This is a genomic window from Nocardia sp. NPDC049149, from assembly GCF_043197455.1.
GTDB lineage: Bacteria > Actinomycetota > Actinomycetes > Mycobacteriales > Mycobacteriaceae > Nocardia.
Window position 1 is genome coordinate 12,827 of record NZ_JBICTD010000017.1, and the last position, 24,238, is coordinate 37,064.

General features: G+C 65.9%; 24 protein-coding genes and 1 pseudogene. 19 read left to right on the plus strand and 6 right to left on the minus strand.

From position 1 onward, the window contains the following. Window positions 1–410: 410 nt before the first annotated feature. A complete protein-coding gene (locus tag ACGFNJ_RS41585; RefSeq protein WP_393461712.1) occupies window positions 411–1,283 on the plus strand; it encodes a DUF302 domain-containing protein in 873 nt (290 codons plus the stop codon). A 179-nt stretch (window positions 1,284–1,462) separates the two neighbouring features. On the opposite strand, the gene ACGFNJ_RS41590 is transcribed toward ACGFNJ_RS41585, so the two are convergent. Then, window positions 1,463–2,452, minus strand: a complete 990-nt coding sequence (locus ACGFNJ_RS41590) for an Acg family FMN-binding oxidoreductase (RefSeq protein WP_393461714.1) — start codon at window positions 2,450–2,452, stop codon at window positions 1,463–1,465. A gap of 443 nt (window positions 2,453–2,895) precedes the next feature. Then, window positions 2,896–3,141: pseudogene (locus ACGFNJ_RS41595) on the minus strand (PfkB family carbohydrate kinase); the annotation flags it as partial. A 50-nt stretch (window positions 3,142–3,191) separates the two neighbouring features. Between ACGFNJ_RS41595 and ACGFNJ_RS41600 the strand changes: the two are divergent. The 4 genes from ACGFNJ_RS41600 (at window position 3,192) to ACGFNJ_RS41615 (ending at window position 5,972) form a co-directional block, all read left to right on the plus strand. Continuing rightward, window positions 3,192–3,686 carry a hypothetical protein gene (locus ACGFNJ_RS41600; RefSeq protein ID WP_393461716.1) on the plus strand — a complete coding sequence of 165 codons (495 nt, stop codon included), beginning with the start codon at window positions 3,192–3,194 and terminating at the stop codon, window positions 3,684–3,686. Between the two features lie 275 nt (window positions 3,687–3,961). Then, a complete protein-coding gene (locus ACGFNJ_RS41605) occupies window positions 3,962–4,339 on the plus strand; it encodes a hypothetical protein (RefSeq protein ID WP_393461718.1) in 378 nt (125 codons plus the stop codon). Window positions 4,340–4,500: 161 nt separating this feature from the next. Further along, on the plus strand, window positions 4,501–5,154 hold the full coding sequence (locus ACGFNJ_RS41610; RefSeq protein WP_393461720.1) for a phosphoribosyltransferase: 654 nt from the start codon (window positions 4,501–4,503) through the stop codon (window positions 5,152–5,154). Window positions 5,155–5,579: 425 nt separating this feature from the next. Further along, a complete protein-coding gene (locus ACGFNJ_RS41615; protein ID WP_393461722.1) occupies window positions 5,580–5,972 on the plus strand; it encodes a hypothetical protein in 393 nt (130 codons plus the stop codon). A 99-nt stretch (window positions 5,973–6,071) separates the two neighbouring features. Here the strand turns inward: ACGFNJ_RS41615 and ACGFNJ_RS41620 are convergent, their stop codons facing one another. Further along, complete coding sequence (locus tag ACGFNJ_RS41620) at window positions 6,072–7,070, minus strand: potassium channel family protein (RefSeq protein ID WP_393461724.1); 999 nt, start codon at window positions 7,068–7,070, stop codon at window positions 6,072–6,074. A 466-nt stretch (window positions 7,071–7,536) separates the two neighbouring features. Here ACGFNJ_RS41620 and ACGFNJ_RS41625 point away from each other — a divergent pair, with 466 nt between their 5' ends. From ACGFNJ_RS41625 to ACGFNJ_RS41635, 3 genes are all read left to right on the plus strand, one after another. After that, on the plus strand, window positions 7,537–7,803 hold the full coding sequence (locus ACGFNJ_RS41625; RefSeq protein WP_393461726.1) for an SHOCT domain-containing protein: 267 nt from the start codon (window positions 7,537–7,539) through the stop codon (window positions 7,801–7,803). Between the two features lie 88 nt (window positions 7,804–7,891). Further along, window positions 7,892–8,290 carry a hypothetical protein gene (locus tag ACGFNJ_RS41630; RefSeq protein ID WP_393461728.1) on the plus strand — a complete coding sequence of 133 codons (399 nt, stop codon included), beginning with the start codon at window positions 7,892–7,894 and terminating at the stop codon, window positions 8,288–8,290. Between the two features lie 94 nt (window positions 8,291–8,384). Further along, window positions 8,385–9,908: a multicopper oxidase family protein gene (locus tag ACGFNJ_RS41635; protein WP_393461730.1), complete on the plus strand. Its 1,524-nt coding sequence runs from the start codon at window positions 8,385–8,387 to the stop codon at window positions 9,906–9,908. Between the two features lie 156 nt (window positions 9,909–10,064). Here ACGFNJ_RS41635 and ACGFNJ_RS41640 read toward each other — a convergent pair whose 3' ends face one another. Further along, entirely contained in the window at window positions 10,065–10,415 is a 351-nt protein-coding gene (locus ACGFNJ_RS41640; protein WP_393461732.1) for a winged helix-turn-helix transcriptional regulator, read from the minus strand. Between the two features lie 161 nt (window positions 10,416–10,576). On the opposite strand from ACGFNJ_RS41640, the gene ACGFNJ_RS41645 reads away from it, so the two are divergent. From ACGFNJ_RS41645 to ACGFNJ_RS41655, 3 genes are all read left to right on the plus strand, one after another. Continuing rightward, a complete protein-coding gene (locus ACGFNJ_RS41645; protein ID WP_393461912.1) occupies window positions 10,577–11,524 on the plus strand; it encodes an NADP-dependent oxidoreductase in 948 nt (315 codons plus the stop codon). 512 nt (window positions 11,525–12,036) lie between these two features. Then, the gene (locus ACGFNJ_RS41650) at window positions 12,037–12,792 is read left to right on the plus strand and encodes a respiratory nitrate reductase subunit gamma (protein WP_393461734.1); all 756 of its coding nucleotides are present in this window, start codon (window positions 12,037–12,039) and stop codon (window positions 12,790–12,792) included. A gap of 462 nt (window positions 12,793–13,254) precedes the next feature. Next, entirely contained in the window at window positions 13,255–13,692 is a 438-nt protein-coding gene (locus ACGFNJ_RS41655; RefSeq protein WP_393461736.1) for a hypothetical protein, read from the plus strand. A 377-nt stretch (window positions 13,693–14,069) separates the two neighbouring features. Here ACGFNJ_RS41655 and ACGFNJ_RS41660 read toward each other — a convergent pair whose 3' ends face one another. Further along, window positions 14,070–16,250 (minus strand): malate synthase G, encoded by a 2,181-nt coding sequence (locus ACGFNJ_RS41660; RefSeq protein WP_393461738.1) that lies wholly within the window; start codon window positions 16,248–16,250, stop codon window positions 14,070–14,072. A 310-nt stretch (window positions 16,251–16,560) separates the two neighbouring features. On the opposite strand from ACGFNJ_RS41660, the gene ACGFNJ_RS41665 reads away from it, so the two are divergent. The 4 genes from ACGFNJ_RS41665 to ACGFNJ_RS41680 are packed head-to-tail and all read left to right on the plus strand — an operon-like array spanning window position 16,561 to window position 20,283. After that, window positions 16,561–17,310 carry an SDR family NAD(P)-dependent oxidoreductase gene (locus tag ACGFNJ_RS41665; RefSeq protein ID WP_393461914.1) on the plus strand — a complete coding sequence of 250 codons (750 nt, stop codon included), beginning with the start codon at window positions 16,561–16,563 and terminating at the stop codon, window positions 17,308–17,310. Next, window positions 17,307–18,356, plus strand: a complete 1,050-nt coding sequence (locus ACGFNJ_RS41670) for a zinc-binding dehydrogenase (RefSeq protein WP_393461740.1) — start codon at window positions 17,307–17,309, stop codon at window positions 18,354–18,356. Before ACGFNJ_RS41665 ends, ACGFNJ_RS41670 begins: the two co-directional genes overlap by 4 nt. After that, the gene (locus tag ACGFNJ_RS41675) at window positions 18,353–18,991 is read left to right on the plus strand and encodes a TetR/AcrR family transcriptional regulator (protein ID WP_393461742.1); all 639 of its coding nucleotides are present in this window, start codon (window positions 18,353–18,355) and stop codon (window positions 18,989–18,991) included. Before ACGFNJ_RS41670 ends, ACGFNJ_RS41675 begins: the two co-directional genes overlap by 4 nt. A 2-nt stretch (window positions 18,992–18,993) precedes the next feature. Then, the gene (locus tag ACGFNJ_RS41680; protein WP_393461744.1) at window positions 18,994–20,283 is read left to right on the plus strand and encodes an acyl-CoA dehydrogenase family protein; all 1,290 of its coding nucleotides are present in this window, start codon (window positions 18,994–18,996) and stop codon (window positions 20,281–20,283) included. A gap of 102 nt (window positions 20,284–20,385) precedes the next feature. Here ACGFNJ_RS41680 and ACGFNJ_RS41685 read toward each other — a convergent pair whose 3' ends face one another. Next, a complete protein-coding gene (locus ACGFNJ_RS41685; protein ID WP_393461746.1) occupies window positions 20,386–21,075 on the minus strand; it encodes a winged helix-turn-helix transcriptional regulator in 690 nt (229 codons plus the stop codon). A 91-nt stretch (window positions 21,076–21,166) separates the two neighbouring features. Between ACGFNJ_RS41685 and ACGFNJ_RS41690 the strand changes: the two genes are divergently transcribed. The 4 genes from ACGFNJ_RS41690 (at window position 21,167) to ACGFNJ_RS41705 (ending at window position 24,184) form a co-directional block, all read left to right on the plus strand. Beyond that, window positions 21,167–22,297, plus strand: a complete 1,131-nt coding sequence (locus ACGFNJ_RS41690) for an acyl-CoA dehydrogenase family protein (RefSeq protein WP_393461748.1) — start codon at window positions 21,167–21,169, stop codon at window positions 22,295–22,297. Between the two features lie 171 nt (window positions 22,298–22,468). Further along, complete coding sequence (locus ACGFNJ_RS41695) at window positions 22,469–23,014, plus strand: DM13 domain-containing protein (RefSeq protein WP_393461750.1); 546 nt, start codon at window positions 22,469–22,471, stop codon at window positions 23,012–23,014. Between the two features lie 319 nt (window positions 23,015–23,333). Next, window positions 23,334–23,882 carry an HNH endonuclease gene (locus ACGFNJ_RS41700; protein ID WP_393461752.1) on the plus strand — a complete coding sequence of 183 codons (549 nt, stop codon included), beginning with the start codon at window positions 23,334–23,336 and terminating at the stop codon, window positions 23,880–23,882. Window positions 23,883–23,908: 26 nt separating this feature from the next. Further along, a complete protein-coding gene (locus ACGFNJ_RS41705) occupies window positions 23,909–24,184 on the plus strand; it encodes a WhiB family transcriptional regulator (protein WP_393461754.1) in 276 nt (91 codons plus the stop codon). The last annotated feature ends 54 nt before the right edge of the window (window positions 24,185–24,238 follow it).

Genomic DNA, 24,238 nt, shown 5'->3' on the forward strand with positions numbered 1-24,238 from the left:
TGCCACAGGACCAAAGACCCTGACCGCGACACCACTGAGCAGGCAATGTGTCCATCGGGCCGCAGCACTCCCCCTGGCTGCGGCCCACCCTCGTTCATCGGAGGAATCATCGTGCGTGACACGACTTCCCGCGAGCTGTATCACAAGCAAACCCCGTGAGAGTCCTGCCACCGCTTGTCCAGCGGCACCAGGTCGGGATGCGATGAGGTACCGCCGGCGTGCCGGTCAGCGGACGTTCGATCGGGCTCTGCCCCACTCCGCCGGTGCGCGGCCGAAAGTCCCTAGGCAAGCGTCAATTCGGCACTATTCGCGGCCGCGGCGGTTCCTTAGCGTCGAACTGACAACGCGTTGCAGTCGGTCAACCGAACAGGACCGGATCGCGCAGTGCGTACGAACCTGAGGAGTCGACAATGTCGTATCAGATCTCGGTCGACCGCTCGGCCCCGCACACCGTTCTCGGGCTGCGCCGGACCGTGCGGATCGACCACGCCGGAGACGACATCGGCGCCGGTATGGCCGCGCTCTACGAGCTGGCAGCCGTCACCGGATTCAGCCCCGCCGGGCCGCCGTCCACCACCTATCGCGGCGAATTTCGAGCAGGCACGTCGACGGAGGCCGACTTCGGACTTCCCGTCGCCCCGGAATCGATAAGAGCGGCCAACGAAGAGGTGACAGTGCGGCGGAGTGAGCCGGAGATCTTCGCGCACCTCACCCATCGCGGCGACTACCACCGCATCGGCGACGCCTACAGCGCCCTCTACGAGTGGATCCGCGGCTCCCAGTATCAGCAGGCTGGTCCACCAACCGAGGTGTATCTGGTTGCGCCCGACGAGGCGCTCAATCCCCATGATCTACTCACCGAAATCCGCGTCCCCGTTGTGCTCGCCGAACTCGTGGTGCGCGTCTCGACACCATTCGCCGAAACCGTCGCTGTGGTGCGAGAGGCGCTGGCCGAGCAGGGATTCGGTGTACTCACCGAAATCGACGTCCGCGCGACCTTGCGCACCAAGCTCGGCGTTGACATGGAGGACTATCTCATCCTCGGCGCCTGCAACCCGAATCTCGCGCATCAGGCACTCGATATCGACAGGCACATCGGGCAGCTCCTGCCCTGCAATGTCGTAGTCCGTACCGACGACGACGTCACTGTCGTCGAGGCTGTCGATCCCGACCAGCTGCTGCGTGCGGATAATCAGGCGGCACTCCGCCCGATCGCGCACGACGCTCGAGACCGGTTGGCCGCCGCACTCTCCGCCGTCGCCAAGCGTGCCACCACGCAGTAGTTCCCTCTCGCTGCGGCAGCCAGGGACGGTCGAACGCCCCTGGATGTTCTGTGCATGCTTCGATCCGATCATCTTCCTGCGCAACGATATTCATGACGAAGCAGCCGATGGTCCGGACACCGACGGCCGCCGGGTGCACTGGGTGCGCCCGGCGGCCGGTGCAGGTCTGGTTCGGCGGATCAGCGTCCAGTGCAGGACTCGAACGGGTCGAGCACGTCCTCGATCGAACGACGTGGCGTCGGCGGCAACGGTTCGGCACTCGTCGGCACCCAGCCGATACGGACGATCGCCTGCGGATAGGCGCTGTCATCGAGTACGCCGACGCGGACATCGCGACGCAGTTGCGCAAGCTCGAGCGGTTCGGTGAGCACGCACGTGGCCAGGCCGACGTTGGTCGCAGTCAGTAGCACCGCACTCAACGCCTCACCGGCCCGCAGCCGGGAGATCCGGTCGTCGGCAGACGTACCGATCACCAGCAACTCCGCACAATCCGGTTCATGCGCGCTGTCGCTGAGCTGCGGGGCGACAAAGGTCCTGGCAGGCAACTCGTCATCCGGCCGAGGGCTCGGGGTGTTGCGCGCGGGCACCCCGTCGGCGGCACTGTGCCTACCGCTCCAGTTCGCCAATTCGAATCGGTACTCCGGGTCCATCGCATGCTGGACGGCCGCGGCGCGCGCTGCCGCGACCAGATGATCACGCGACCGATCCGAGGCCTGCCGGACGATCGCACCGAGGGCAGCCGCGCGTTCTGCGGCGAGCCCGAGATAACCGGCCGGGATCGGCCACGAGCTGTAGTGCCTGCGATCGGTCCGCCTGCGCGAAATGACCGCGCTGAGTTCGACTTCCGCCGGGGTGGGCCGGTGCCGCAGCAGTTCGACCGACGCCAAGTGATTCGGGTCCGCCGGATTGGGCAGCCGGTGCACCACCGCCGACCAGCCGAGCGCCGCGCAGGCCACGCGCAGATGATGCAGTGCCGCACCACAACTCACTATCATGTCGCGCTGATCGGGATCGGTGGCCGGCAGTGCGCGTGCTGGATCGAGGTATAGATGCACCGACCGGCGACCGATCCGCCAGCGCCACGGCTGGGAGTTGTGCACCGACGGCGCCCGCACCGCGAGCGCCAGTGCCGCCTTGACCGTGTTGTCGTCGGGCAGTCCATGGTCCATGTCGTCTCCTCCGTCGTGTTTCGAACAACCGTCTCACCAGCGCATGCCCACGGATAAGAGCCGGACGGCCTCGACTCGGACCAGAAGACCCTCGCCATCAAGGACCTTCGGCCACCCCGGCGGATTCGATGACTCCGCGTGTCACGCGCGCCCGCGCTACGCGGTGTGTGCGCACCGCATCGAGTAGCGCGTCGACGGCCCTCGGCTCGAATACCTCGGTACCTGGTCGCAAGACGGTGGCCGCGGCTGCCGCGACGCCGTCTGCCGGTCAAGACAAGGTACGGAAACTGGTGCGCGGCAGCGATAATCGCCTCGACGCAGCGATCCTGTTCGATCGCGGTGAGCTCAGTACCCGGTGGGACCAGGTGATAACTGTGCCACGGGTGCGTCTCGGCGACAACAACGGCTTCTCTTGTGTCAGAACCTATCTCGACTCCCCGATGCGGGAGCCCCTCCTCGTCGAGCAGCCGATTCAGTCGCTGCCCGACTTCCCTGCCGTAAGTGTGCAGCGCAAGTGCGGAACCACCGAGTTTGCCGACACAGCGGGCGACATTGATCCCGCCACCACCGCCCTGTACCGAACGCACTCTGGCCCGGTTCTTCCCCTCGTCGCGCAGACGATCCACCTCGAGACTGATATCCACGGTCGGGTTCATCGTGACCGTCAGAATCGTCGGAGACACCGCCATCGAGTTCTCCTCGCGAGATTGGGCTCGGCCACCATAGAAGCAACGGCGGCATGACCAATACCGTACGAAGACAGGGCCATACCGGACTGCTGGACATCGTCACCAACAGAGAGGCCGAACGGCCCTGCACTCCCCTCGCGACCAAGCCGACACTGGAAACAGGCCGGAAAGAACAGCTTTCCGACTCCGACGAACGCCAGAAGGTGCCACAGATGAAGGTCGCGGACGTGCTCACCACAGCAAAGGACTCCATGGCGGTATCGCGAGTATTCGGCGAACCGATCGAACGAGACGGCATCACCATGATCGCCGCGGCCGCGATCTCCGGCGGCGGCGGCGCCGGTGAAGGCGGGGACGACACGGGGCAAGGATCCGGAGGCGGATTCGGCCTCGGCGCAAAACCGGTCGGCGCCTTCATCATCAAGGATGGTCAGGTGAGTTGGCAGCCATCGGTCGACGTCAACCGCATGGCGCTGGTCGCTGGGGTAGTCGTCGTGACCGCGCTCATCGTCGGGGCCCGCATCGCACGACTTTTCGCACGCTGATAACCCGGTGCACTGTGCTGTCACCCGCACGGTGCACCGGATCGGGTCGCACGTGCTCTCGAGAGCTCCATTTCGTAGTCCAGATCTCTCGACGACCGGTCGTTCTACGTTGTAGAACTATCACGTAGCCCAACGCTGTTGACTTCCCTCATGTGCAGGCGTGTACTGGGAGAATCATCCGGTCCAGAAGACGGAAGCTTCTGGGCGATCGAGGATCAGCTTGTGCCATGTGGAAGCGGCAGGCTCCCCGTGGCGAATCACGACAAAGGGACGCGATGACGCCCACGACCGTAAACCGAGATGCCGCCAGCGCGGAGATGACGCAGCCGCACCCAACCGGGCATGGCAGTAGCCTGCTCACACACCACGGCGCCATGCCTGTTGAACTCAATAATCGCCTGGTTCAGCACCTGAATGACATCAGCGACGCGGTTCTGACCATCACTGAGCAAAGCCAGGACACCACCGCGGCCGTTGACGAAGCCGTGACCCGAGTAGTCACCGAGCTCGACCACATCATTTTTGAAGCACACATGTTCCTGAGCAGACTCGGCTCTTCGCCCGCACCACACCCCCGCGTGACTGAGCCTCCGGTTGCACATCAACCCGCAAAGGCTCAGCATTCCCACCAGAACCCAACAGCCGAAGTTTAGTTGAGGATTGCCGTTGACGCGCGGCCCGGCGATCGCGGTAGCCGCAACCGTGCGCTGGCCAGCTATATGTTCGGTGGTTCACGGCGTACAGTTCCAACTACTTTCTCCGAGTCCCGCAGCGCGGCTCGCCCCGGTGTGGATGCCAGACTCAGGAGCAGAGTGTGTCGTTTCTCGATCGCCATGACGCGGGCCGTCGACTCGCCGAACGCCTGGAGTCGCATCGAGGGCCAGCAGTGGTGGTGCTCGGGCTACCACGCGGCGGTGTCCCAGTCGCCTACGAGGTCGCGACCGCGCTCGGTGTTCCGCTCGATATTGTGGTGTCCCGCAAGCTCGTTGTCCCGGATCGGCCATGGCTGGTGTTCGGCGCTGTCGGCGAGGGCGGGGTGCGGGTGACCGATAGCGATTTCGGGGGTCGCGCCTTCATTTCCGCAGACGACCGAGCTCAGGTGGCCGGTGAGCGACGAGAACAGTTGCGCCGCAGCGTTGCTCGCTACCGTCGCGGAGATCTCCCCCTGCCATTGGACAGCACTACCGCGCTCATCATCGATGACGGCCTCGCGACCGGCGCCACCGCACACGTGGCCCGCGGTGTCGCCCGCGCCCGCGGCGCCGCTCGGGTGGTGTTCGCCACCCCGGTCGGTTCGTGCCGAGCCCTGCGTGCGTTGACCGCGGTCGCAGACCAGGTCATCTGCTTGCACGCACCGCAACTGCACGGCCCGATTCGCCCCTGGTACAAGGACTTCGCCGAGGTGACCGACGACGAGGTCTGCGCCTTGCTGGATCGGGCGGGCGAAACCCGCGCTGTCCACGCGTAGTCAGCGCAGCCTCCCTGCTCACCTGACTACGGCCGCATCGAGATCCATTCTGCGTGCTGATCTCGTTCATCGGGGACATTGATCCCGGCGCCAGGAGCCGGATGCCTCTCATCACCGCCACCTGCGGAGAAGGCGGTGGAGTTGCTGGCCGCCGGACTGTCCCTGCTCAACGCGATCATCTTCGCCGTCGGACTGCTGGTGGGCAATGTGCCCGAGGGGCTACTGCCCACCAGCACCCTCGCGCTGGCGATCGGTGTCCGTGATCTGGCACGCCGCGGCGCGATCGAACACCGATCGCACTCATTTCAGCAGAGTCTTTCGACCCCTCGACGGCGCCGAAAGTCGGCAACCGCGCACCGTCGAAATTGTGACATCAGAGGCCGTTCTGCTCTGGTCCCGACGGGATCCGGCACCGACACTTGGACGTGCAGACACTGTCGAAACACATTGCTGATCAACATATTTCGAGAGGCTCAATCATGAAATCGTTGTCGGAATCGCTGATGGAACTCGCCACCAAGGTGAAGAAGTTCGAAGAATCATCGACCGCCGCACGGGAGAAGAACCGGGCCAAGCTGCAGTCTCGACGGGAAGAGTTCGACTCAACCTTCGAGCACGAGCGGGCCGAGTTCGACAAGACCACGGCGGAACTGCGCGAAGCAGCGCTGAGCTGGTGGTCGGACACCAAAGAGGCCGTTGAACGTCAGATCAGCGTAATGCGAGCCGACTTCGAGAAGTGGCAGGCCGACATCAAAGCTGCGGAAACAGCACAGCCTGCTGCGGCGGACAAGCCCGCCGAAGCACTGCGTGAAGGCTGATCGAGACAGAACGCCCGGCCGAAGAGGCCAGTTCGGCCTCGGCTCGTCGAACCCGCCGACGACGTGGACAACTCTGGTGAAATCCGTTGCCGGTCAATGTCAGATACTCGTTGCGACCGCAGCGCGGGTGTGTACTGCGTCGAGCTGGGCCCGGGTGCCGAGGACGATCAGGATGGCGTTGGCGCATAGCTCGATGTCGTCGGTGGGGTTGGCGACGAACTGGCCACCGGAAGTTCGCAAAGCCAGTAGCAATGCACCGGTGGCCCTGCGCAATTCGATGTCTCTGAGTGAGCAGCCGATCAGCGGTGACCCCGCGCCGATCGCTATCTCCTCGATCCGGTATTCGAGGGTCTCGTCGTGCATCACAACGTCGAGGAACTCAGCCACGTTGGGCTGCAAGGCAAATGCCGCCATCCGGCGGCCACCGATGAGTTGAGGGTTGACGGCCCGGTTCGCTCCGGCGCGTAACAGTTTGGATTTGGAGCCTTCGGTCCGTGCCCGGGCGATGATCACCAGATCGCTGCGCATTGCCCGGCTCGACAACGTCACGTAAACGTTGTCGGCGTCGCTGTCCAGCGCCGCGATCAAGGCTTGGGCGTGCTGGATACCGGCAGCCTCCAGCACGCTGTCGTCGGTGACATCGCCGAGAATGTACGGGTAGTCGATGTCCTGTAGCCGCTGCGGATCATGATCGATGACCACGATCGTCTTACCGAGGCTCGTCAGATACTTCGCGGTCGAACATCCGACCCTGCCCCAGCCGCACACGATGATGTGCCCACGCATTCGGTCGATGTGGCGATTCATCCGTCTCTGCTCCAGGTGGTGGCGTAGATGTTCTTCGATGAGGGCCTCCAGCAGCACCCCGAACATGTAGAAGACGGTGCCCGCGCCGACCAGGATGAGCGCCATGGTGAACACCTGGCCGATCGGCGAAAGTGGATGCACCTCACGGAAACCGACCGTCGATATCGTCGTTACCGTCTGATAGAGCGCATCGAGGACACCGAACCCGAGAATCACATAGCCGACCGTGCCGACCAGCACTACGAGCAGGAACACCAGCACCACGCGGCTCAGACGACGCAAAGGGTTCACGCGGAGACCATGTCCTTGCCCTGTGGCGCAACCGCGTGCGACGTCGACTCCGATTCGATAGTCACACCGCGAGCAGACCAAATTCTGGCCTCTTGCCCATAGGGCCACAGGTCCCCTCGCCGGGAGACCTTCGTTCGATGTGGCAGTTGCGGAGTGATCCGACAGCGGCTGCTCCGCACCACACGAGTGACCGAAAGCCCGTCGCTGAGAGCCGGATTGCTCTACACGCCGGCGGCCCGCACATCGACAGTTGATACGTACCCAACTCACCAGATCGTTGAGGTACCGACGGCTCACCAGCATTCGAGGCATGGTCGGAGTCCGCGCAGCTGATCGTGGTCGGCAGCCGGGGCTGCGACGGCTTCCGAATCACGATGCCACTAAGCACAATCACCCGACACCTGGAAGGAGTCCACCAATGATGTATTGGAACAACGGAGACATGAGCGGTTGGGGTTATGCGCTCATGTCGATCAGCATGATCGTGTTCTGGGGGTTGGTCATTGCCGGTGCTGTCGCGGTGTTCCGCTACGCGGGCCGACCCCAGCAATTCGACAATCATCCCACGGTGCGTCTGACCCCCGAGCAACTGCTCGCCGAACGATTTGCTCGCGGAGAAATCGACCAGCAGGAATACCGTGACCGCATGCGCACGCTGGGCAACCCGACCGGCCCCAGCCAGCCTGTTCTCGACAAGAACGGGCCCGCTGTCACACCATCGCATCAACCGTGACCTCTCGCCAGCGGACCGGGTGGCCTCTGTCATCGGGTGGTTGCGCGATGACGGTTCCGACGCCAGGTCGCCGCGTACGATTTCCGGTATGACCGCAGCGAACCGACAGCTGGTGCTGACGTGGGCACTGCTGTTGTCGCTGGCGGTCACGATCATGCATTCGCTCACCGCGTGCCCGCCGAACCGGATGCACGGCATGCACGGCGCTGATTCTCCCGAACACCCCGTGGCCGTGGTGCTGACCAGCCCGGCCGATACCGCGCCGGTTGCCGGATGCGAGCACGACCAGCCCGGTGTACGCGCCCATCAATGCGTGGGAGTTCCCAGTCCGCTGTTCACGATCGCGCCGCCGGGAACGCCTGCGCTCTCGATCGAGCTGTCGACCGAACCCGAAACGCGAAACGCGGTATTGGTGCGAGCGTTCGGAGGGCGCGGGCCGCCGTGGACGACTCCGTCGTTGTCACAACTTTCGATTCTGCGCGTGTGACGGACACCCCCGCCCGGCACGCCTGCCGGAGCGGGACCGCTGTCTGTCCCAATTCTTGCGCGCTCGCGCACACCTTTTTCGAGGGAATCTTGTGATGACCGAATATTTGCGCCGTACCCCGCTTACCCGCCGAACCTTCCTCGCCGCCACGATGATCGGCGGACTCGCGCTGACCGCGTGCGGCCGTACCGGTGACGACGCCGCTTCCAACAGGTCCGCGCCCACCGTGGATACCGCAGCGCTCGAGGCCGCCGAAGCAGCCCGCCCGCACACTGGTCGCACCGTCACCGCAGCACTGCGACCGCAGACCGCCGAGATAGATCTCGGCGGAATCACCGCCCGGACACTCGCCTACGGCGACACCGTGCCCGGTCCACTGATCCGCGCGAACGTCGGCGACGGACTCGGCATCACCGTCGCCAACGGCCTCGACCACCCGACCTCGATCCACTGGCACGGCATCGCGCTGCGCAACGACATGGACGGCGCCGCACCCGCCAGCCCCGACATCGGTCCGGGCAAGGACTTCACCTACCGATTCTCGGTCCCGCATCCCGGCACCTACTGGGCCCATCCGCACACCGGGCTCGACACTGACTACGGCCTGTATATGCCGGTGATCGTGGACGATCCCACCGAACCAGGGCGCTACGACGCCGAATGGATCGTCGTCGTCGATGACTGGACCGACGGTGTCGGTAAGAGCCCACAACAGATCCTCGACGGGCTGCGGGCCTCCGGGTCAGGCATGCCGTCCTCGGGCATGGGCCACGGCGGCATGCCGGGGATGGGTGGCGTCGGCAGCAGTGCACTCCTCGGCGGCGACGCAGGCGACATCGCCTACCCGCACTACCTGATCAACGGCCGCATCCCTGCCGCACCGTCCACCTTCAAAGCCACACCAGGACAACGCATTCGGATCAGGATCAGCAACGCCGGAGCTGACACCGCGTTCCGGGTCGCACTGGCCGGGCACCCGATGACAGTCACCCACACCGACGGCTTCCCCATCCAACCCACAGTCGTGGACGCCCTCCTACTGGGCATGGGCGAGCGCTACGACGTCACCGTCACCGCGGGCGACGGCGTGTTCCCGCTGGTCGCCCTTGCCGAAGGCAAGAACCGGATCGCCCGCGCACTGCTGTCCACCGGCAGCGGCAGCGCCCCCGACCCGGGATTGCGGCCCACCGAACTGAGCGGACGCGTCGGCACCGTCGACTCGTTCACCGCAACTACGGAAGCCGCACTGCCCCAAACGAAACCGGATGTAACGCTCGCCGCGAACCTCACCGGCGGAATGATGAGATACGACTGGGCCATCGGCAACCGGGCTTACCCGGACAACACGCCGCTGACCGTCACACAGGGGCAACGAGCACGGCTCACGTTCACCAACAAGACGATGATGTGGCACCCGATGCACCTGCACGGTCACACCTTCCAGGTCGTCAAACCCGACGGCACCCCAGGCCCACGCAAGGACACCGTGATCGTGCTCCCGATGTCCAACGTCCGGGTCGACCTCATCGCCGACAACCCCGGCGACTGGATGCTGCACTGTCACAACGGATATCACATGGATGTCGGCATGATGACCAGACTCGACTACCGAGCATGAGCGAAGCGGCCTCCACCAGGCTGCACACAGCTCGAGCAGGCCAGGCCGCATCATCTCGATGACCGCCGCATGGGTCGGATAGCGGCGACCGCACCAGCGCCCAACCGCGTGAGTTCCATCGGCCGCGCCTTGAACACGCGGATCAGCAGCCGACTCCTAGGCCGGGTGCTCGGCGATCTCGTCCATGTGATGTTCGACCCAGATGCGCAGTCCCGCAAGCGGTTCGGCGACACTTCGGCCGAGCTTCGTCAGGGCGTACTCGACATGCAGAGGGACGGCGGGGTAGATGGTGCGGTCGACGAAGCCCATGGACTCGAGCCTGCGCAGGGTGTTGGTCAGGACCTTCGGACTGACGCCGTCCAGCCGTCGCTGCAGCTCGCCGAAGCGCTGCGGACCCTGTTCCAGCGCGCCGATCGCCAACGCCGACCACTTGTTGGCGAGCAGGTCGAGCACATCACGGCAGGGGCACTGGGCCGAGTAGACATCGTGGTGGTCGTGCAAACCCACCGTGCAGCTCATAGCCACGGCAATAATTCCCTTCACTACCTCTACACTTCCCAATAGATAGTACTCGCCCTTGCGGGTAACTACCACCCTGCGGATAGCTTCGTCGGTACACCGCACGGCCATTCGACGCCGAGCCCCAGTGAGGAGATTTCGTGAACACGATGCGAGCGATCACCCAGGATCAGTTCGGCGGACCCGAGGTCCTGCACCTGACCGAGCTGCCGAGGCCCGAGCCGCTGCCTACCGAGATCCTGGTCCGCGTGCACGCCGCCGGCGTCAACCCTGTCGATGACAAGACCCGCGCCGGAGGCGGTATGGCACACATCCTCGGTGCGCCACCGATCATCCTCGGCTGGGACGTCTCCGGCGTCGTCGAAGAAGTCGGCTTCGGCGTGCACACACTCCAGGTCGGCGACGAGGTGTACGGCATGCCGTGGTTCCCGCGCCAAGCAGGCGGCTACGCCGAATATGTGACCGCCCCCTCCCGGCAGTTCGCTCGCAAACCGGCGACGATCGGTCACGACCAGGCCGCGGCCGTGCCGCTGGCGGCGCTGACCGCCTGGGAATCACTGGTGGACGCGGCCGGCGTGCAAGCAGGCCAGCGCGTCCTCATCCACGCCGCAGGCGGCGGCGTCGGCCATTTCGCCGTACAGTTCGCCAAACATCTCGGTGCCCACGTCATCGGCACCGCGCGCACCGACAAGCACGACTGGCTGCGCAAGCTCGGCGCCGACGAACTCATCGACTACACCCAACAGCCATTCGAACAAGCTGCACACGACATCGACGTGGTGATCGACCTGATCGGCGACGCCAACGACCGCACAAGCACCCGCTCACTCGACACACTCCGCCCTGGCGGACTCATCGTCGCCGTCCCGTCCGGTGTCTCCCCCGAGCTGTTCGAACAAGCACACGGACGCGGCCTGCGCGCCATGCCCTTCCTCGTCGAACCCGACGGCCACGCACTGACCCGCATCGCCGAGCTCATCGACGGCGGCCAAGTACACGTCGAAGTCGAAGAGGTCCTCCCGCTCGAGCAGGCAGGCGAAGCCCACCGCCGCATCGAACAGGGCCGTACCCGAGGAAAACTCGTGCTCAGCATTTGACCCCCACAACCCACCGCGACACCGACCACACGTCCAGCTGATGAAGCTGACGGCCTGGCGTTGGACCGGGCGGTAGTGGTCGCTCTCGACCTCTGTCGAGAGCGACCACTGATTTGTTCGAACTTATCCGGCTGCGGTGCGGATGATGTTCGCGACCGCGGCCGGGCGGGGAACGTAGATGGCGTGGCTGCCCGGAGTTTCGACGACGAGAACGATTCTCGCCAACCCAAGTACAGGCCGAGCACGGCCTACCCGACAGTGCCGAAAGGCCTTCTCCGCAAATATCTTCAGGCAATGAGCAAACCAGCCGGTCGCCACCGCGCCGATGCCGAATCCGCGAAATTCGCACTGCCCATACTGTTTCGAGATTGCTACCTGCGATGTAGGACCGTCTACGGTTGCATGATTTCAGTCAGCCGACCGACGTCCCGGTATGCGGTGGGCTTTTCGCGCAGTTCGGGCCGGTAGGAGTCGTTGGTCCCTAGCGGGGCGTTCCCATCCCTGCCAGAGTGATGCGCTATCGAGGTAGCCGTGCGCGAAAGGTGTGTGGAAAGTTGTCTGCGCTGATATGGATCATATTGCCCTACAGCGCTTTCCTCTCCTTCGTCCTAGGTCACGTGTGGCGGCTTCGGCACGACGGATTCCGGCGCTACACCAGCGGAACCGGGTTGCACCGGGCCGAACGCATCGGGGCGAGGACGTTCGGACTCGGGGTAGGACTGCTCGTGGTTGCGCGGCTCACCGATCTGGCGGCGTCGGGACCCCACACCCATCCAGGCAGCACCGTCCGTCTCGCCATCACCGTCATCGAGATTCTCGCCGCCGTTCCCGCGGTCATCGGCGCCATGCTCCTGCTGGTCCCGAATTTGATCACGGCCACCGCCGGATCACCGGTCACACCGTTGGACCGCGTGACGTTCCCGCTGCTGACCGCGGGCCTGCTGTCCAGGGTCGCCATCCACGTGGACCCGAATTCCGACAGCGGTCGATATCGCAGCGCCGAAACACTGTTCAGCTGGTTCCGTTCCTTGTTCACCACCCACCCGCAGGTCGAAATGATGCAGCAGGCCCCGCTGCTCTACCAGACACGAGCACTGATCCTGTTGCTACTCATAGCGATCTGGCCCTACACCCGCCTCGCCGGGACCTTCACCCGACCGATCTACCGCACAATCAAACACCTCGCCTCGCACCCGACCCGCCCAGCGCGCGGCGCTGCGGCACCGGGTGGTTACCGACTTGCTCAGACCGGCACACCAAAACGCTGAAACCGCCACCGGGTTACCGACGGAAAGTTGCCTCTCCGATCGGCCATCTACGGCCACCACTCTGATACCCCGAACCCGCCGACCACGATGTTCTCGACCATCACGCCCGGCACCGTCAACACGGACGATGCGTTCGATCCTCGGATGTCAATCAAACGACCGATAGCTTCCCCCTATTCAGGTCATTACGCTGTATAGGAAGCGATGTCTGTCGCTGTATTGTCAGGAGCAGCGATGCCAATCCCATCCACTCGAAGATGGGCCGCGCTCATCGCTGGTCCGTTGCTTTTGCTCGCTTCTGCGTGCGGCACTGACGATTCCAGTGGCTCGGGATGGGAACCCAAGCCCTGCGAGACCTACCGAGGGCCCAACCCTACTCAGGCACAGGTTGTCACGGACAGGCGTGAGCGGGCCATCGGGGCGAACAAGGTCGCCGCCGCGCACGCCCAGACGATACTCGACATGACCCTCGACACATTTCGAAACGCCGGCGCACCGCTGCCTCCTGGAATCGACCTGTCCACCGTCGCAACCCCTGCCGACGTCGATGAGGCCGCACGACTTCCCGCCCGCCAGACGCGAATCCTTGCCACAATGCCGCCAAACGCTCTCGACAAGTTCTCGCAGCACGTCTGCAATTATGTCGCAACCGCAGACACTGACAAGGAGATCAAGTCGATAGCGGCCGAAGTCGGCATCGACAACTTGCCCAGCGGCCCAGACGTCAGTCCCGCTGCCGCCAAATACTTCGCCGCGCTCTCGGCGAACAACTCCGCACACCTCATGGCACAACTGCTCGACACCGCAGAATCAGTCTGCACCACTCCAGAAAGAGAACAGAACCCCACCACGGAAACCAGAAAGATCTACACAGACTCGGCTCCCCTGATGTGCCGCTGAAGATTCCACCAAACGGCCGACCGCAACGAACGTAGCCACCTTGTTTCCCGCACACTTTCTGTCTTCCCGCACACGATCTAACATGCGAAATGGTGTGCGGGAACTCAAAAAGTGTGCGGCACGGAGTCTTTGATCTTGAAGGGTCCGTACCGAGCCGACGACCTTGTGCCGAACCCGTCGGCCACGCGGCCGTTGAAAGCGGGTAGCCAACAGAAGACGAACTCCGATGTGGGCGTGCGTCTCACCCTGTGAGCGTGACGGACCGGTATTCGAGCTGATCTCCAGTAACGAACGAGCCCCCCACGCCGGGTGTCTCCGGCGCGGAGGGCTCGAGCGGAAAAGTGGTGCTAGGCGCTACTTTTCAAGCACTGAACGCGCTACTTGCAGTCCAGCGCTTTGGCTTCCCGCCGCCGCCGGTGCAGGATCGGCTCGGTGTAGCCGTTCGGCTGCTTGGTGCCTTCCAGAATCAACTCCTTGGCCGCCTGGAACGCGATACTGCCCGCGAAATCCGGCGCCATCGGCCGGTAATTCGCGTCGCCCGAGTTCTGCCGATCCACCACCGGCGCCATGCGCTCCAGGCTGGCCACCACCTCGTCGGCGCTGACAACGCCGTGGCGCAGCCAGTTTGCCATCAGCTGGCTCGAAATGCGCAGGGTGGCACGGTCTTCCATGAGCGCGACATCGGCGATGTCGGGCACCTTGGAGCAGCCGACGCCGTGGTCGATCCAGCGCACCACGTAGCCGAGGATGGACTGCGAGTTGTTGTCCAGCTCCTGCTGCTTCTCCTCGGCCGACCAGTTCGGCGCCTGCGCCAGCGGGATCTCCAGGATCTGGTCGACGGTGGCCCTGCGGCCGCCCTTGACGATCTCGCGCTGCCGGTCGAGCACGTTCACCTGGTGGTAGTGGGTGGCGTGCAGCGTGGCCGCGGTCGGCGACGGCACCCACGCGGTGTTGGCGCCCGCCTTGGGGTGGCCGATCTTCTGCACGAGCATGTCGGCCATCAGGTCCGGCATCGCCCACATGCCCTTGCCGATCTGCGCCTTGCCGGGCAGTCCGGTGGCCAGGCCGGTGTCGACGTTCCAGTCCTCGTAGGACTTGATCCACTGCTGGGCCTTCATGTCGGCCTTGCGGACCATCGGCCCGGCCTCCATGGAGGTGTGGATCTCGTCGCCGGTGCGGTCGAGGAAGCCGGTGTTGATGAACACGACGCGCTCGGCGGCGGCCTGGATACAGGCCTTGAGGTTCACCGTGGTGCGGCGCTCCTCGTCCATGATGCCGACCTTGAGGGTGTTGCGCGGGACGCCGATGACGTCCTCGATCCGGCCGAACAGCTCGGCGGCGAAGGCAACTTCGTCGGGTCCGTGCATCTTCGGCTTGACGATGTAGACCGAGCCGGTGCGGCTGTTCTTCAGTGCGGTGTCCTCGCGCAACGAGTGCGTCGCGATGAGCGAGGTGACCAGGCCGTCCAGGATGCCTTCCGGCACCTCGTTGCCATCCTTGTCGATGATCGCATCGCTGGTCATCAGGTGCCCGACGTTGCGCACGAACAGCAGCGAACGACCGTGCAGCACAAGCTCACTGCCGTCGAGCGCGGTGTAGATGCGGTCGGGGTTCATGGTGCGGGTGAAGGACTTCTCGCCCTTGGTCACCTTCTCGGCGAGGTCGCCCTTCATCAGGCCGAGCCAGTTGTGGTAGCAGAGCACCTTGTCCTCGGCGTCCACGGCCGCGACCGAGTCCTCGAAGTCCATGATCGTGGTGACCGCGGACTCGAGCACCAGATCCTTGACGCCCGCGGTGTCGGTGCTGCCGACCGGCGAGCTCGGGTCGATCTGGATCTCGATGTGTAATCCGTTGTGCTTCAACAACACCGAGGTGGGCGCGGCCGGGTCGCCGAGGTAGCCGACGAGCTGTCCCGGATCGGCGAGGCCGATCTCGGTGCCGTCCTCGAGGCCGACCTCCAGCTCACCGTCGACGATCTTGTACGAGGTGGATCCGATGTGCGAACCGGTGATCAGCGTGGCGGCGTCGTCGAGGAAGTTGCGAGCCCACTCGATGACCTTGTCACCGCGAACCTTGTTGTAGCCCTTGCCTTTTTCCGCGCCGTTGGCCTCGGAGATGGCGTCGGTGCCGTAGAGCGCGTCGTACAGCGAGCCCCAGCGCGCGTTCGCGGCGTTGATCGCGAAGCGGGCGTTCATCACCGGCACCACGAGCTGCGGCCCTGCGGTGGTGGCGATTTCGGCGTCCACGTGCTCGGTGCTGATCTGGAAATCGGCGGGCTCGGGGCGCAGGTAGCCGATCTCGGTCAGGAAGCTCTTGTAGGCGGCCTTGTCGTAGTTCGCGCCGGGGTGCTCGGCGTGCCAGGCGTCGACCTTGCCCTGGATCTCGTCGCGTTCGGCGAGCAGGGCGCGGTTGCGCGGCGCGAGATCGTTGATGACCTGCTCGGCACCGGCCCAGAACGCGGCGGAATCTACGCCGGTTCCGGGAAGCGCCTCGTTCTCGATGAACTCATGGAGAACGCTGGCCACCTGAAGCCCGCCGACCTGAATCCGCTCTGTCATCTACTGCCTCACTTCTGAGAAAGCCGGGTGGGAAAGACGCATCCATGTTACCGGTGGGTAGTGATACCACCCTGTGCCGGGTCGAAACGCCGCGTCTCACCGTTTCATTCCGCCGCGCCGATCGTGAGGAGGTCGATCAGTCGGCGCGTCGCATCCTGTCGGCGGTCGGCCGGACAGTGCCCTTGATTGTAGAGCGGCAGGCATTTAATGTACTGATCGGAACATTTTCTGACCTGCGGGAGTGTATGTGTCGCTCACAGACAGCGGCGCCCTGGTTGACAGCGGCGCCCGCACCACAAGCGATGCCCTCATAGACAGCGGCGCCCTCACCGACAAGGTCGTCGTCGTCACCGGCGGCAGCCGAGGGCTCGGCAAGGACATGGTGTGCGCGTTCGCCGCCGCGGGCGCGGACGTGGTGATCGCCAGCCGCAAGCTCGACAGCTGCGCCGAACTGGCCGACGAGGTCGAGCACACGCGCGGCCGCCGCGCACTGCCGGTCGCCTGCAACGTCAGCGACTGGGCCCAGTGCGACGCACTCGTCGACACCGTGTACGCCGAGTTCGGCCGCGTCGACGTGCTGGTCAACAACGCTGGCCTCTCGCCGCTCTACCCGAGCCTGGATCAGGTGTCCGAGGCACTGTTCGACAAGGTCATCGGGGTGAACCTCAAAGGGCCGTTCCGGCTTTCATCGCTGATCGGCACCAGGATGGCGGCCGGTGGCGGCGGTTCGATCATCAACATCTCCTCGATCGAGGCGACCCGTCCCGCGCCGTTCGCGCTGCCGTACGCGGCCGCGAAGGCCGGATTGAACACGCTGACTGTCGGTCTCGCGCAGAGCTTCGGACCGACGGTGCGCGTCAACACCATTCAGTGCGGCGCGTTCGCCACCGACATCGCCAAGGCATGGCCCGACGAGATGCGCAAGCAACTCGCCACCCTCAACGCCCTCGGCCGGGTCGGCGAACCACACGAAATCGTCGGCGCCGCACTGTTCTTCGCGACCGACGCCTCGGCGTTCTGCACCGGCGCCACCCTCGCACTGGACGGCGGCTGGCGATGAAAGCACTCACTTACGAAGGTCAACGCCAGATTTCGTACTCCGACGTGCCCGACCCGACGGTGACCGCGCCGGACAGCGCGATCATCCGGGTCACCGCGACCGGCATCTGCGGCAGCGATCTGCACATCTACGGCGGCCACGGCTTCACCGACCGCACCGGCTACAGCGTCGGCCACGAAGCGGTCGGCGAGATCGTCGAGGTCGGCCCCGAGGTGCGCCGCCACGCGATCGGTGACCGGGTGCTCGTCGCCGCGTCGGCGGGCTGCGACCGCTGCGCACGCTGCCGGGTCGGCGTGGTCGCGGCCTGCGAACGCACGCCGCTCCCGATCGACGCCTGCTACGGCCTCGGCGGCGCCCTGCCCGGCGGCCAAGCCCAGCTGCTCGCCGTCCCGCACGCCGACGGCAACCTGATCGCGCTGCCCGACGAGATCAGCGACGCGGCCGCGGTCGTCCTCACCGACAACGCGCCCACCGCCTGGTACGGCGCCCGCCGCGCCCGCATCGCACCCGGTGAGACCGTGGTGGTGATCGGGCTCGGCCCGGTCGGGCTGATGGCGGTCCAGTCGGCGTTCGCGATGGGCGCGGCCCGCGTCCTCGGCGTCGACCTGATCGCCGAGCGCCGCAAGCAAGCCGCCGAGCTCGGCGCGGAACCCGTCGAAGGGGACGACCCGAAGCTCGCCATCCGCGAACTACTCGGCGGCGGCGCGGATGTCGCGATCGAGGCGGTCGGCGCCGACGCCACCATCAAGCTGGCGATCAGCGCGGTCGGCCACCGCGGCCGGGTCAGCGTCATCGGCGTCAGCCAGAACCGGGCCTATCCTTTCCACATGCCACTGGCGCAGGTCAAGGAGCTCGAGTTCCATATCGGCCTCTGCTCGATCCAGTACGAACTGCCCGCATTGCTGCGCCTCACCGCGGCCGGGCGGCTCCGGCCGGAGGCGGTGGTCACCCACCGGCTGCCGATGTCGGAGGGCCCGCACGCCTACCAGCTGTTCGCCGAGCGCGCGGACGGAGTCGGCAAGGTCGTGCTGGACCCGGCCCGATGAACGCCCCCGCGCGCAGGCGCGGCCGCCCGCCCGCGACCGAGTCGACGGCGGGCGACACCCGGGCACGCATCATGCGGGCCGCACGGGACCTGTTCGCGGAGAAGGGTTTCCACGGGACCGGGGTGGCGGAGATCGGTGACCGGGCCGACGTGCAGCGCGGCGCGCTGTACTACCACATCGGCTCCAAGGAGGAGCTGCTCTGGCAGATCCTGCACGACTACATCCAGCTGATCCTGGTCGACGCCGAACGGATCGTCGCCGCCGACGACGATCCGATCACCAAGCTGCGCAGCCTGATCCACAGCTACGTCGGCTTGATCATCGAGCACCGCCGCGAGGTCGCGATCCAGCTGCGCGATGTCACCGCGCTCACCGGCGAGCGCGGCGCGCAGCTGCAGGAGCTGCGCGACCAGGTGCAGCACCGCTGGCAGCGGGTGATCGACGACGGCCACGCGGCCGGGCTGCTGCGCACCGACGATCACGTCATCACCAACAGCGTGCTCGGCATGCTCAACTCGGTGACCCTCTGGTACCGCCCGCACGGCGAGCGCTCCCCCGCCGAGATCGCCGACATTCTCGCGACCACGTTCCTCGACGGCGTGGTCACCACGACCGACCCCCACACGAAAGGCTGATCATGGCTTGGGATTTCGAGACCGACCCGGAGTTTCAGCAGAAACTGGACTGGGCAGCGGAATTCGTCCGCACCGAGGTCGAGCCCATGGACCTGCTGTACCCGAACCCCTACGACCGCACCGACAAAGAGGCCATGGCGCTGATGCGCCCGCTCAAGGAGCAGGTGAAGGAACAGGGCCTGTGGGCCTGCCACCTCGGTCCCGAGCTCGGCGGGCAAGGCTACGGGCAGATGAAGCTGGCCCTGCTCAACGAGGTGCTCGGCACGTCGGTTTGGGCGCCGTCGGTCTTCGGTTGCCAGGCACCGGATTCCGGTAACGCCGAGATCCTCGCGCACTACGGCACCCCGGAGCAGAAGGCGAAGTACCTCGCGCCGCTGCTGGCCGGTGAGATCGGATCCTGTTATGTGATGACCGAGCCCACCGGCGGCTCGGACCCGACGACGTTCCAGACCCGCGCGGTCCGCGACGGCGACCACTGGGTGATCAACGGCGAGAAGTGGTTCAACTCCAACGCCCAGTTCGCCAGCTTCCACATCGTCATGGTGGTCACCAACCCCGATGTCAGCCCCTACCAGGGCATGTCGATGTTCATCGTGCCCGCCGACACCCCCGGCCTGGAGATCGTCAAGAACTTCCACGTGCACGGCTTCAGCGAGCACGAGGGCCACCTGCGCTTCACCGACGTCCGTGTTCCCGCCGACCACCTGCTCGGCGCCGAGGGACAGGGCTTCATCGTGGCGCAGACCCGGCTCGGCGGCGGCCGCGTGCACCATGCGATGCGCACGGTCGCCTTGGTGCGCAAGGCCTTCGACATGATGGCCGAACGCGTCGTCTCCCGTCCGATGCGCAAGGGCCCGCTCGCAGGCCTGCAGATGACCCAGGAGCGGATCGCGGACAGCTGGATCGAGATGGAGCAGTTCCGGCTGCTGGTGCTGCGCACCGCGTGGCGCATCGATAAGGAACAGGACTACCTCAAGGTGCGCAAGGACATTGCCGCCATCAAGGTGGCCATGCCGAAGGTGATGCACGACATCGCCCAGCGCGCACTGCACCTGCACGGCGCCATCGGCGTCAGCACCGACCTGCCGTTCGTGGACATGATGAACTACGCCGAGGTGATGGCGATCGCCGACGGCCCCACCGAGGTGCACAAGATCACCCTCGCCAAGGAGGTCCTGAAGGACTACGCTCCAGGCGATCCCGTGTACCCGAGCGGCTACCGGCCCGCACTGCGCGAGAAGGCCCGCGAGCTGGTCGCACAGCGTCTCGAGCACGTCGTCGGCAACCTGTAGCAGGCACCCCGGAGTCGGCATCACCGCATCGACGCCGACGCCGACTCCGGCCACGGGCGCGGTGGCCGCCGCACGCAGACGACAACCGCGCCGAGCCACGGATCACGAAGCGCGACTGGCGAAATCGACAGGCTGCGGTTCGGCATAAGGCGCCATCGGGCTCAACTGCAGCACCGACGGCATCCGCCGAGTCAGCGCGGTCGGGCCGGAGAAGACCAACCGCCCCGTCCGAATCGCCTGTGCCGCAGACACTCTGCCGAGCCACACCTGATACAGCGAAGCAACGTCGGAGGTGATGATCACGTCGACCGGATACCCCGGATCGGCGTCACACACCGACGGCGTGCCCGCCTCGATCACGATCCAGAACCGGTGCGCCACATCGGCGAACCGCACCGCGAACACCTGCCGCCGCCCCGGAAACGCCGACGTGTCCATGCGCGTATGCATCCACCACACCAGCACCGCCGGATCGAGCTCCTCGGGCCGCGGATCGCCGAAGGTCCACCGCGAACCCCATTCGCCGAGACCGAACAGGATCGGCTTCAGCTCCAGACCCGCCTCGGTGAGCAGATACTCCGAGCCGACCTTGTCCACCAATCCGGCCCGCTCGAACTGACGTAACCGCTTGGCCAGCAGGCTGCGGGACAGCCCGGGCAGCCCGCGCGCGAGATCGTTGAAGCGCGTGCTGCCGACCAGCAGGTCGCGCAGGATCAGCAGCGACCAGCGCTCGCCGAGCACATCGAGCGCCCGGGAAATGGGACAGTACTGGCCGTAACCGGGTGTCGTCATGGGTCACCTCACGATCGGGGTCCAGATTCTGGACCGGCAGGGTCCACTTTCTGGACTATTCGGTTATCGCGCGCCTTCTTACCTTCGAAACATGACGACAACCTCCCCTGACATCAGCATCGACTGGACCGCCCGCGCCCGCCGGGTCGGCGAAACCCTGCGCCCCGAGGTAGCCGCCCGCGACCGCAGCGGCGAATTCTCCACGGCCGCTTTCGATCTGCTTCGCGACGCGGGCCTTTCCGCCGCGCTGGTTCCCGCCGAATTCGGCGGTGGCGGCGCCACCCATCACGAGATGGGCGCGATCCTGCGCGAACTCGGCCGCCACGATCCGTCCACCGCGGTCGCCTTCGCCATGCACACCCATCTGGTCGCCGCCCAGGTGTGGCGGCACAATCACGGCATCGACGCCGCCCCGCTGTTCGGCAAGGTGGTCGACGGCGCGATCCTGATCAGCACCGGCGCCTCGGACTGGGTCGGCTCCAGCGGCCGCGCCGAGCGGGTGGACGGCGGCTACCGGGTGCACGCGCGCAAGGCACCGGCCAGCGGCGTCGAGGCGGGCACGGTGCTGGTCACCAGCATCCGCTGGGGTGACGCACCCGACGGCCCGCACGTCCTGCACTGCGCCGTCCCGCTGAACTCCCCCGGTGTGCGCATCGAAAAGACCTGGGACACCCTCGGTTTGCGCGCGAGCGGCTCACACACCGTGATCCTCGACGACGTCTTCGTCCCCGACAAAGCGGTCTCGCTGATCCGCCGCGCGGATGCCTGGCCGCCGTTGCTCAACGTGGTGATGGGCGCGGCGATGCCGCTGGTGATGTCGGCCTACCTCGGCATCGCCGACGGCGCGGTGGAATTGGCGGCGGCGCTGGCGGCCGAGCGCGCCGACGCACCGACCTTCCAGCTCGCCGGTGAGATGGTCAACGCCCACCTCACCGCCACCGATCTCATCGCCGCCATGTTCACCGCCGCCGACAACCTGCAGTTCGACAACACCGACCAGCACGCAAGCCACATCCTCGCCCGCAAGACCGCCGCCGCCGAAGCACTCCTCAACACCGTCCGCATTGCGATTGAAACCGTTGGCGGACTGGGCTATTCGCGACACTGCGAGCTGGAGATGCGCTACCGCGACGTGCACGGCTGCCTGTTCCATCCGCTGCCGAGGGCCAAGCAGACCCGGTTCTCCGGGCGAGTCCTGCTCGGACACACGCCGAACGGCTAACACCGAACCCCGCCGCCCCCATAATCCAATGGGGGCCCAACCCACTCCCCGACTCCGGCCGTCCCGATTTCGTCACACATTCCCGGGGCCTTTTCCGAACGGCCGGCCCTACCGTTGAAGTCGTCGGCCGCCCGGTCCGACAGCCGCGAACCGTCGAAGGAGCAAGCAGCCATGGTGTCCGTACGCAGGATCGCGCGTTCCCCGATCACCTGGACGCTGGCAGTCCTGCTCGTGCTCGGGCTCGGCGTCGGCTTGGCGCTCACCCAGCCGTGGCGGCTGTTCACCAACACCACCGTCGTCGAGGCGGCACCGACTGTCGCGCACTCCAACGGCGCCGCACCGCCCGTGGGCACCGCGCAAGAACCGCGCGTCCTCGCCACCGGCACCTTCGTCTCGCACGAACACGACACCTCGGGCAGCGTGCGGATCCTGCAACTGCCCGACGGCAACCGAGTGCTGCGGCTCGAAGACCTCGACACCTCCGACGGACCCGCGCTGCACGTCTGGCTCACCGACGCACCGGTGGTCGAGGGCAAGGCAGGCTGGTTCCTCTTCGACGACGGCAAGCACACCGACCTCGGCAGCCTGAAGGGCAACAAGGGCAGCCAGAACTACCCTGTCGCCGCCGACGTCGACCTCGGCACCCTGACCAGCGTGTCGATCTGGTGCGAACGCTTCCACGTCTCGTTCGGCGCGGCCACGCTGCGCTACACCTGACCCGACGGGCCGGATCGAAGGTCGCCTCGGGCCGGCCCGAAATAAATGACCCGACAGCGGCGGGTCCGTTATGTCACCATGGAATTCGACGATGATCACCGAGTAACGGTGGTCGAACGAGCAGGTGGAAAGGAGGAGGTGGCGAATGATCCCGAACGCTGCGATTCGAGCGAATGCCGATGCTACGCAACGGTTGTCGATGGACAAACTCGCATCAGGCCGAAAGCAGAGCCCAGCATGCGACGACAGCCACCTCCAGGCCGGTCACTGACCCGCCCTCCCCTTTCTCGCTCGACTTTCCCGAAACATGGTGATTCCCATGACCTTCCGCCATGCCGCCAGATCCGCGGCACTCACCGCAGACAACTGGATACACACCCCGGTGCTGGTGCTCAACGCCTCCTACGAGGCGCTCGACGAGATCAGCGCCGACCGGGCCGTCGTGTTGCTGATGGCCGGAACCGCGGAGTCGATCGCCGACCGGGCGCCGCACTTCCTCGTTCGCTCCCAGCGCGTCGAAGTGCTACTCCCGGAAACCATTCGGCTACGGCACTACGTGTACATCGAGCACACCGGCCGGGTCAACGACGAGAGCCGGGCGACCCTGGCCGGCGTGCTGCGCCGCGACAAGCACCGGTGCGGCTACTGCGCCGCCTGGGCCCGCACCGTCGACCACATCCGCCCGCGCAGCCGGGGCGGCCCGAACACCTGGGCCAACCTCGTCGCCTGCTGCGGTCCGTGCAATACCGCCAAGGCCGACCGCACCCCGGAAGAGGCGGGCATGCGGCTGCTCTGGCAGCCGAAGGCGCCCAACCACCGGGCCAAGCAACAGCGCAGGGTCTGGCAGCAACTCGCCGCCGCGACCTGAACCGATCCGAGAAAGGAGAGATCGCGATGAGCGTTCGTACCGACACCACCGCCGTGGTGGACCTGACCCTGGCCGAGCTGCTCCCACTCTCGGATTCCCGCGAGTGGCATCGGGCGGCCTGCCGGGGTGACCCGCATCACGAGGCCTGGTTCCCGTACCCGTCGCAGGACTTCGAGTACGCGCGCGAAGTCTGCGCGGGCTGCCCCATCCGGGTGGCCTGCGGTGAATTCGCGGCCAGCACCGGCCAGTCCGGGGTGTGGGGTGGCCACGAGTTCGACCGAGGGCAGCTGATCCGCCCGTAGCGACCGCCGCCGTGTCCGCAGGGGCACGGCGGCGTTTCGTGTCGGCGTGCCGCG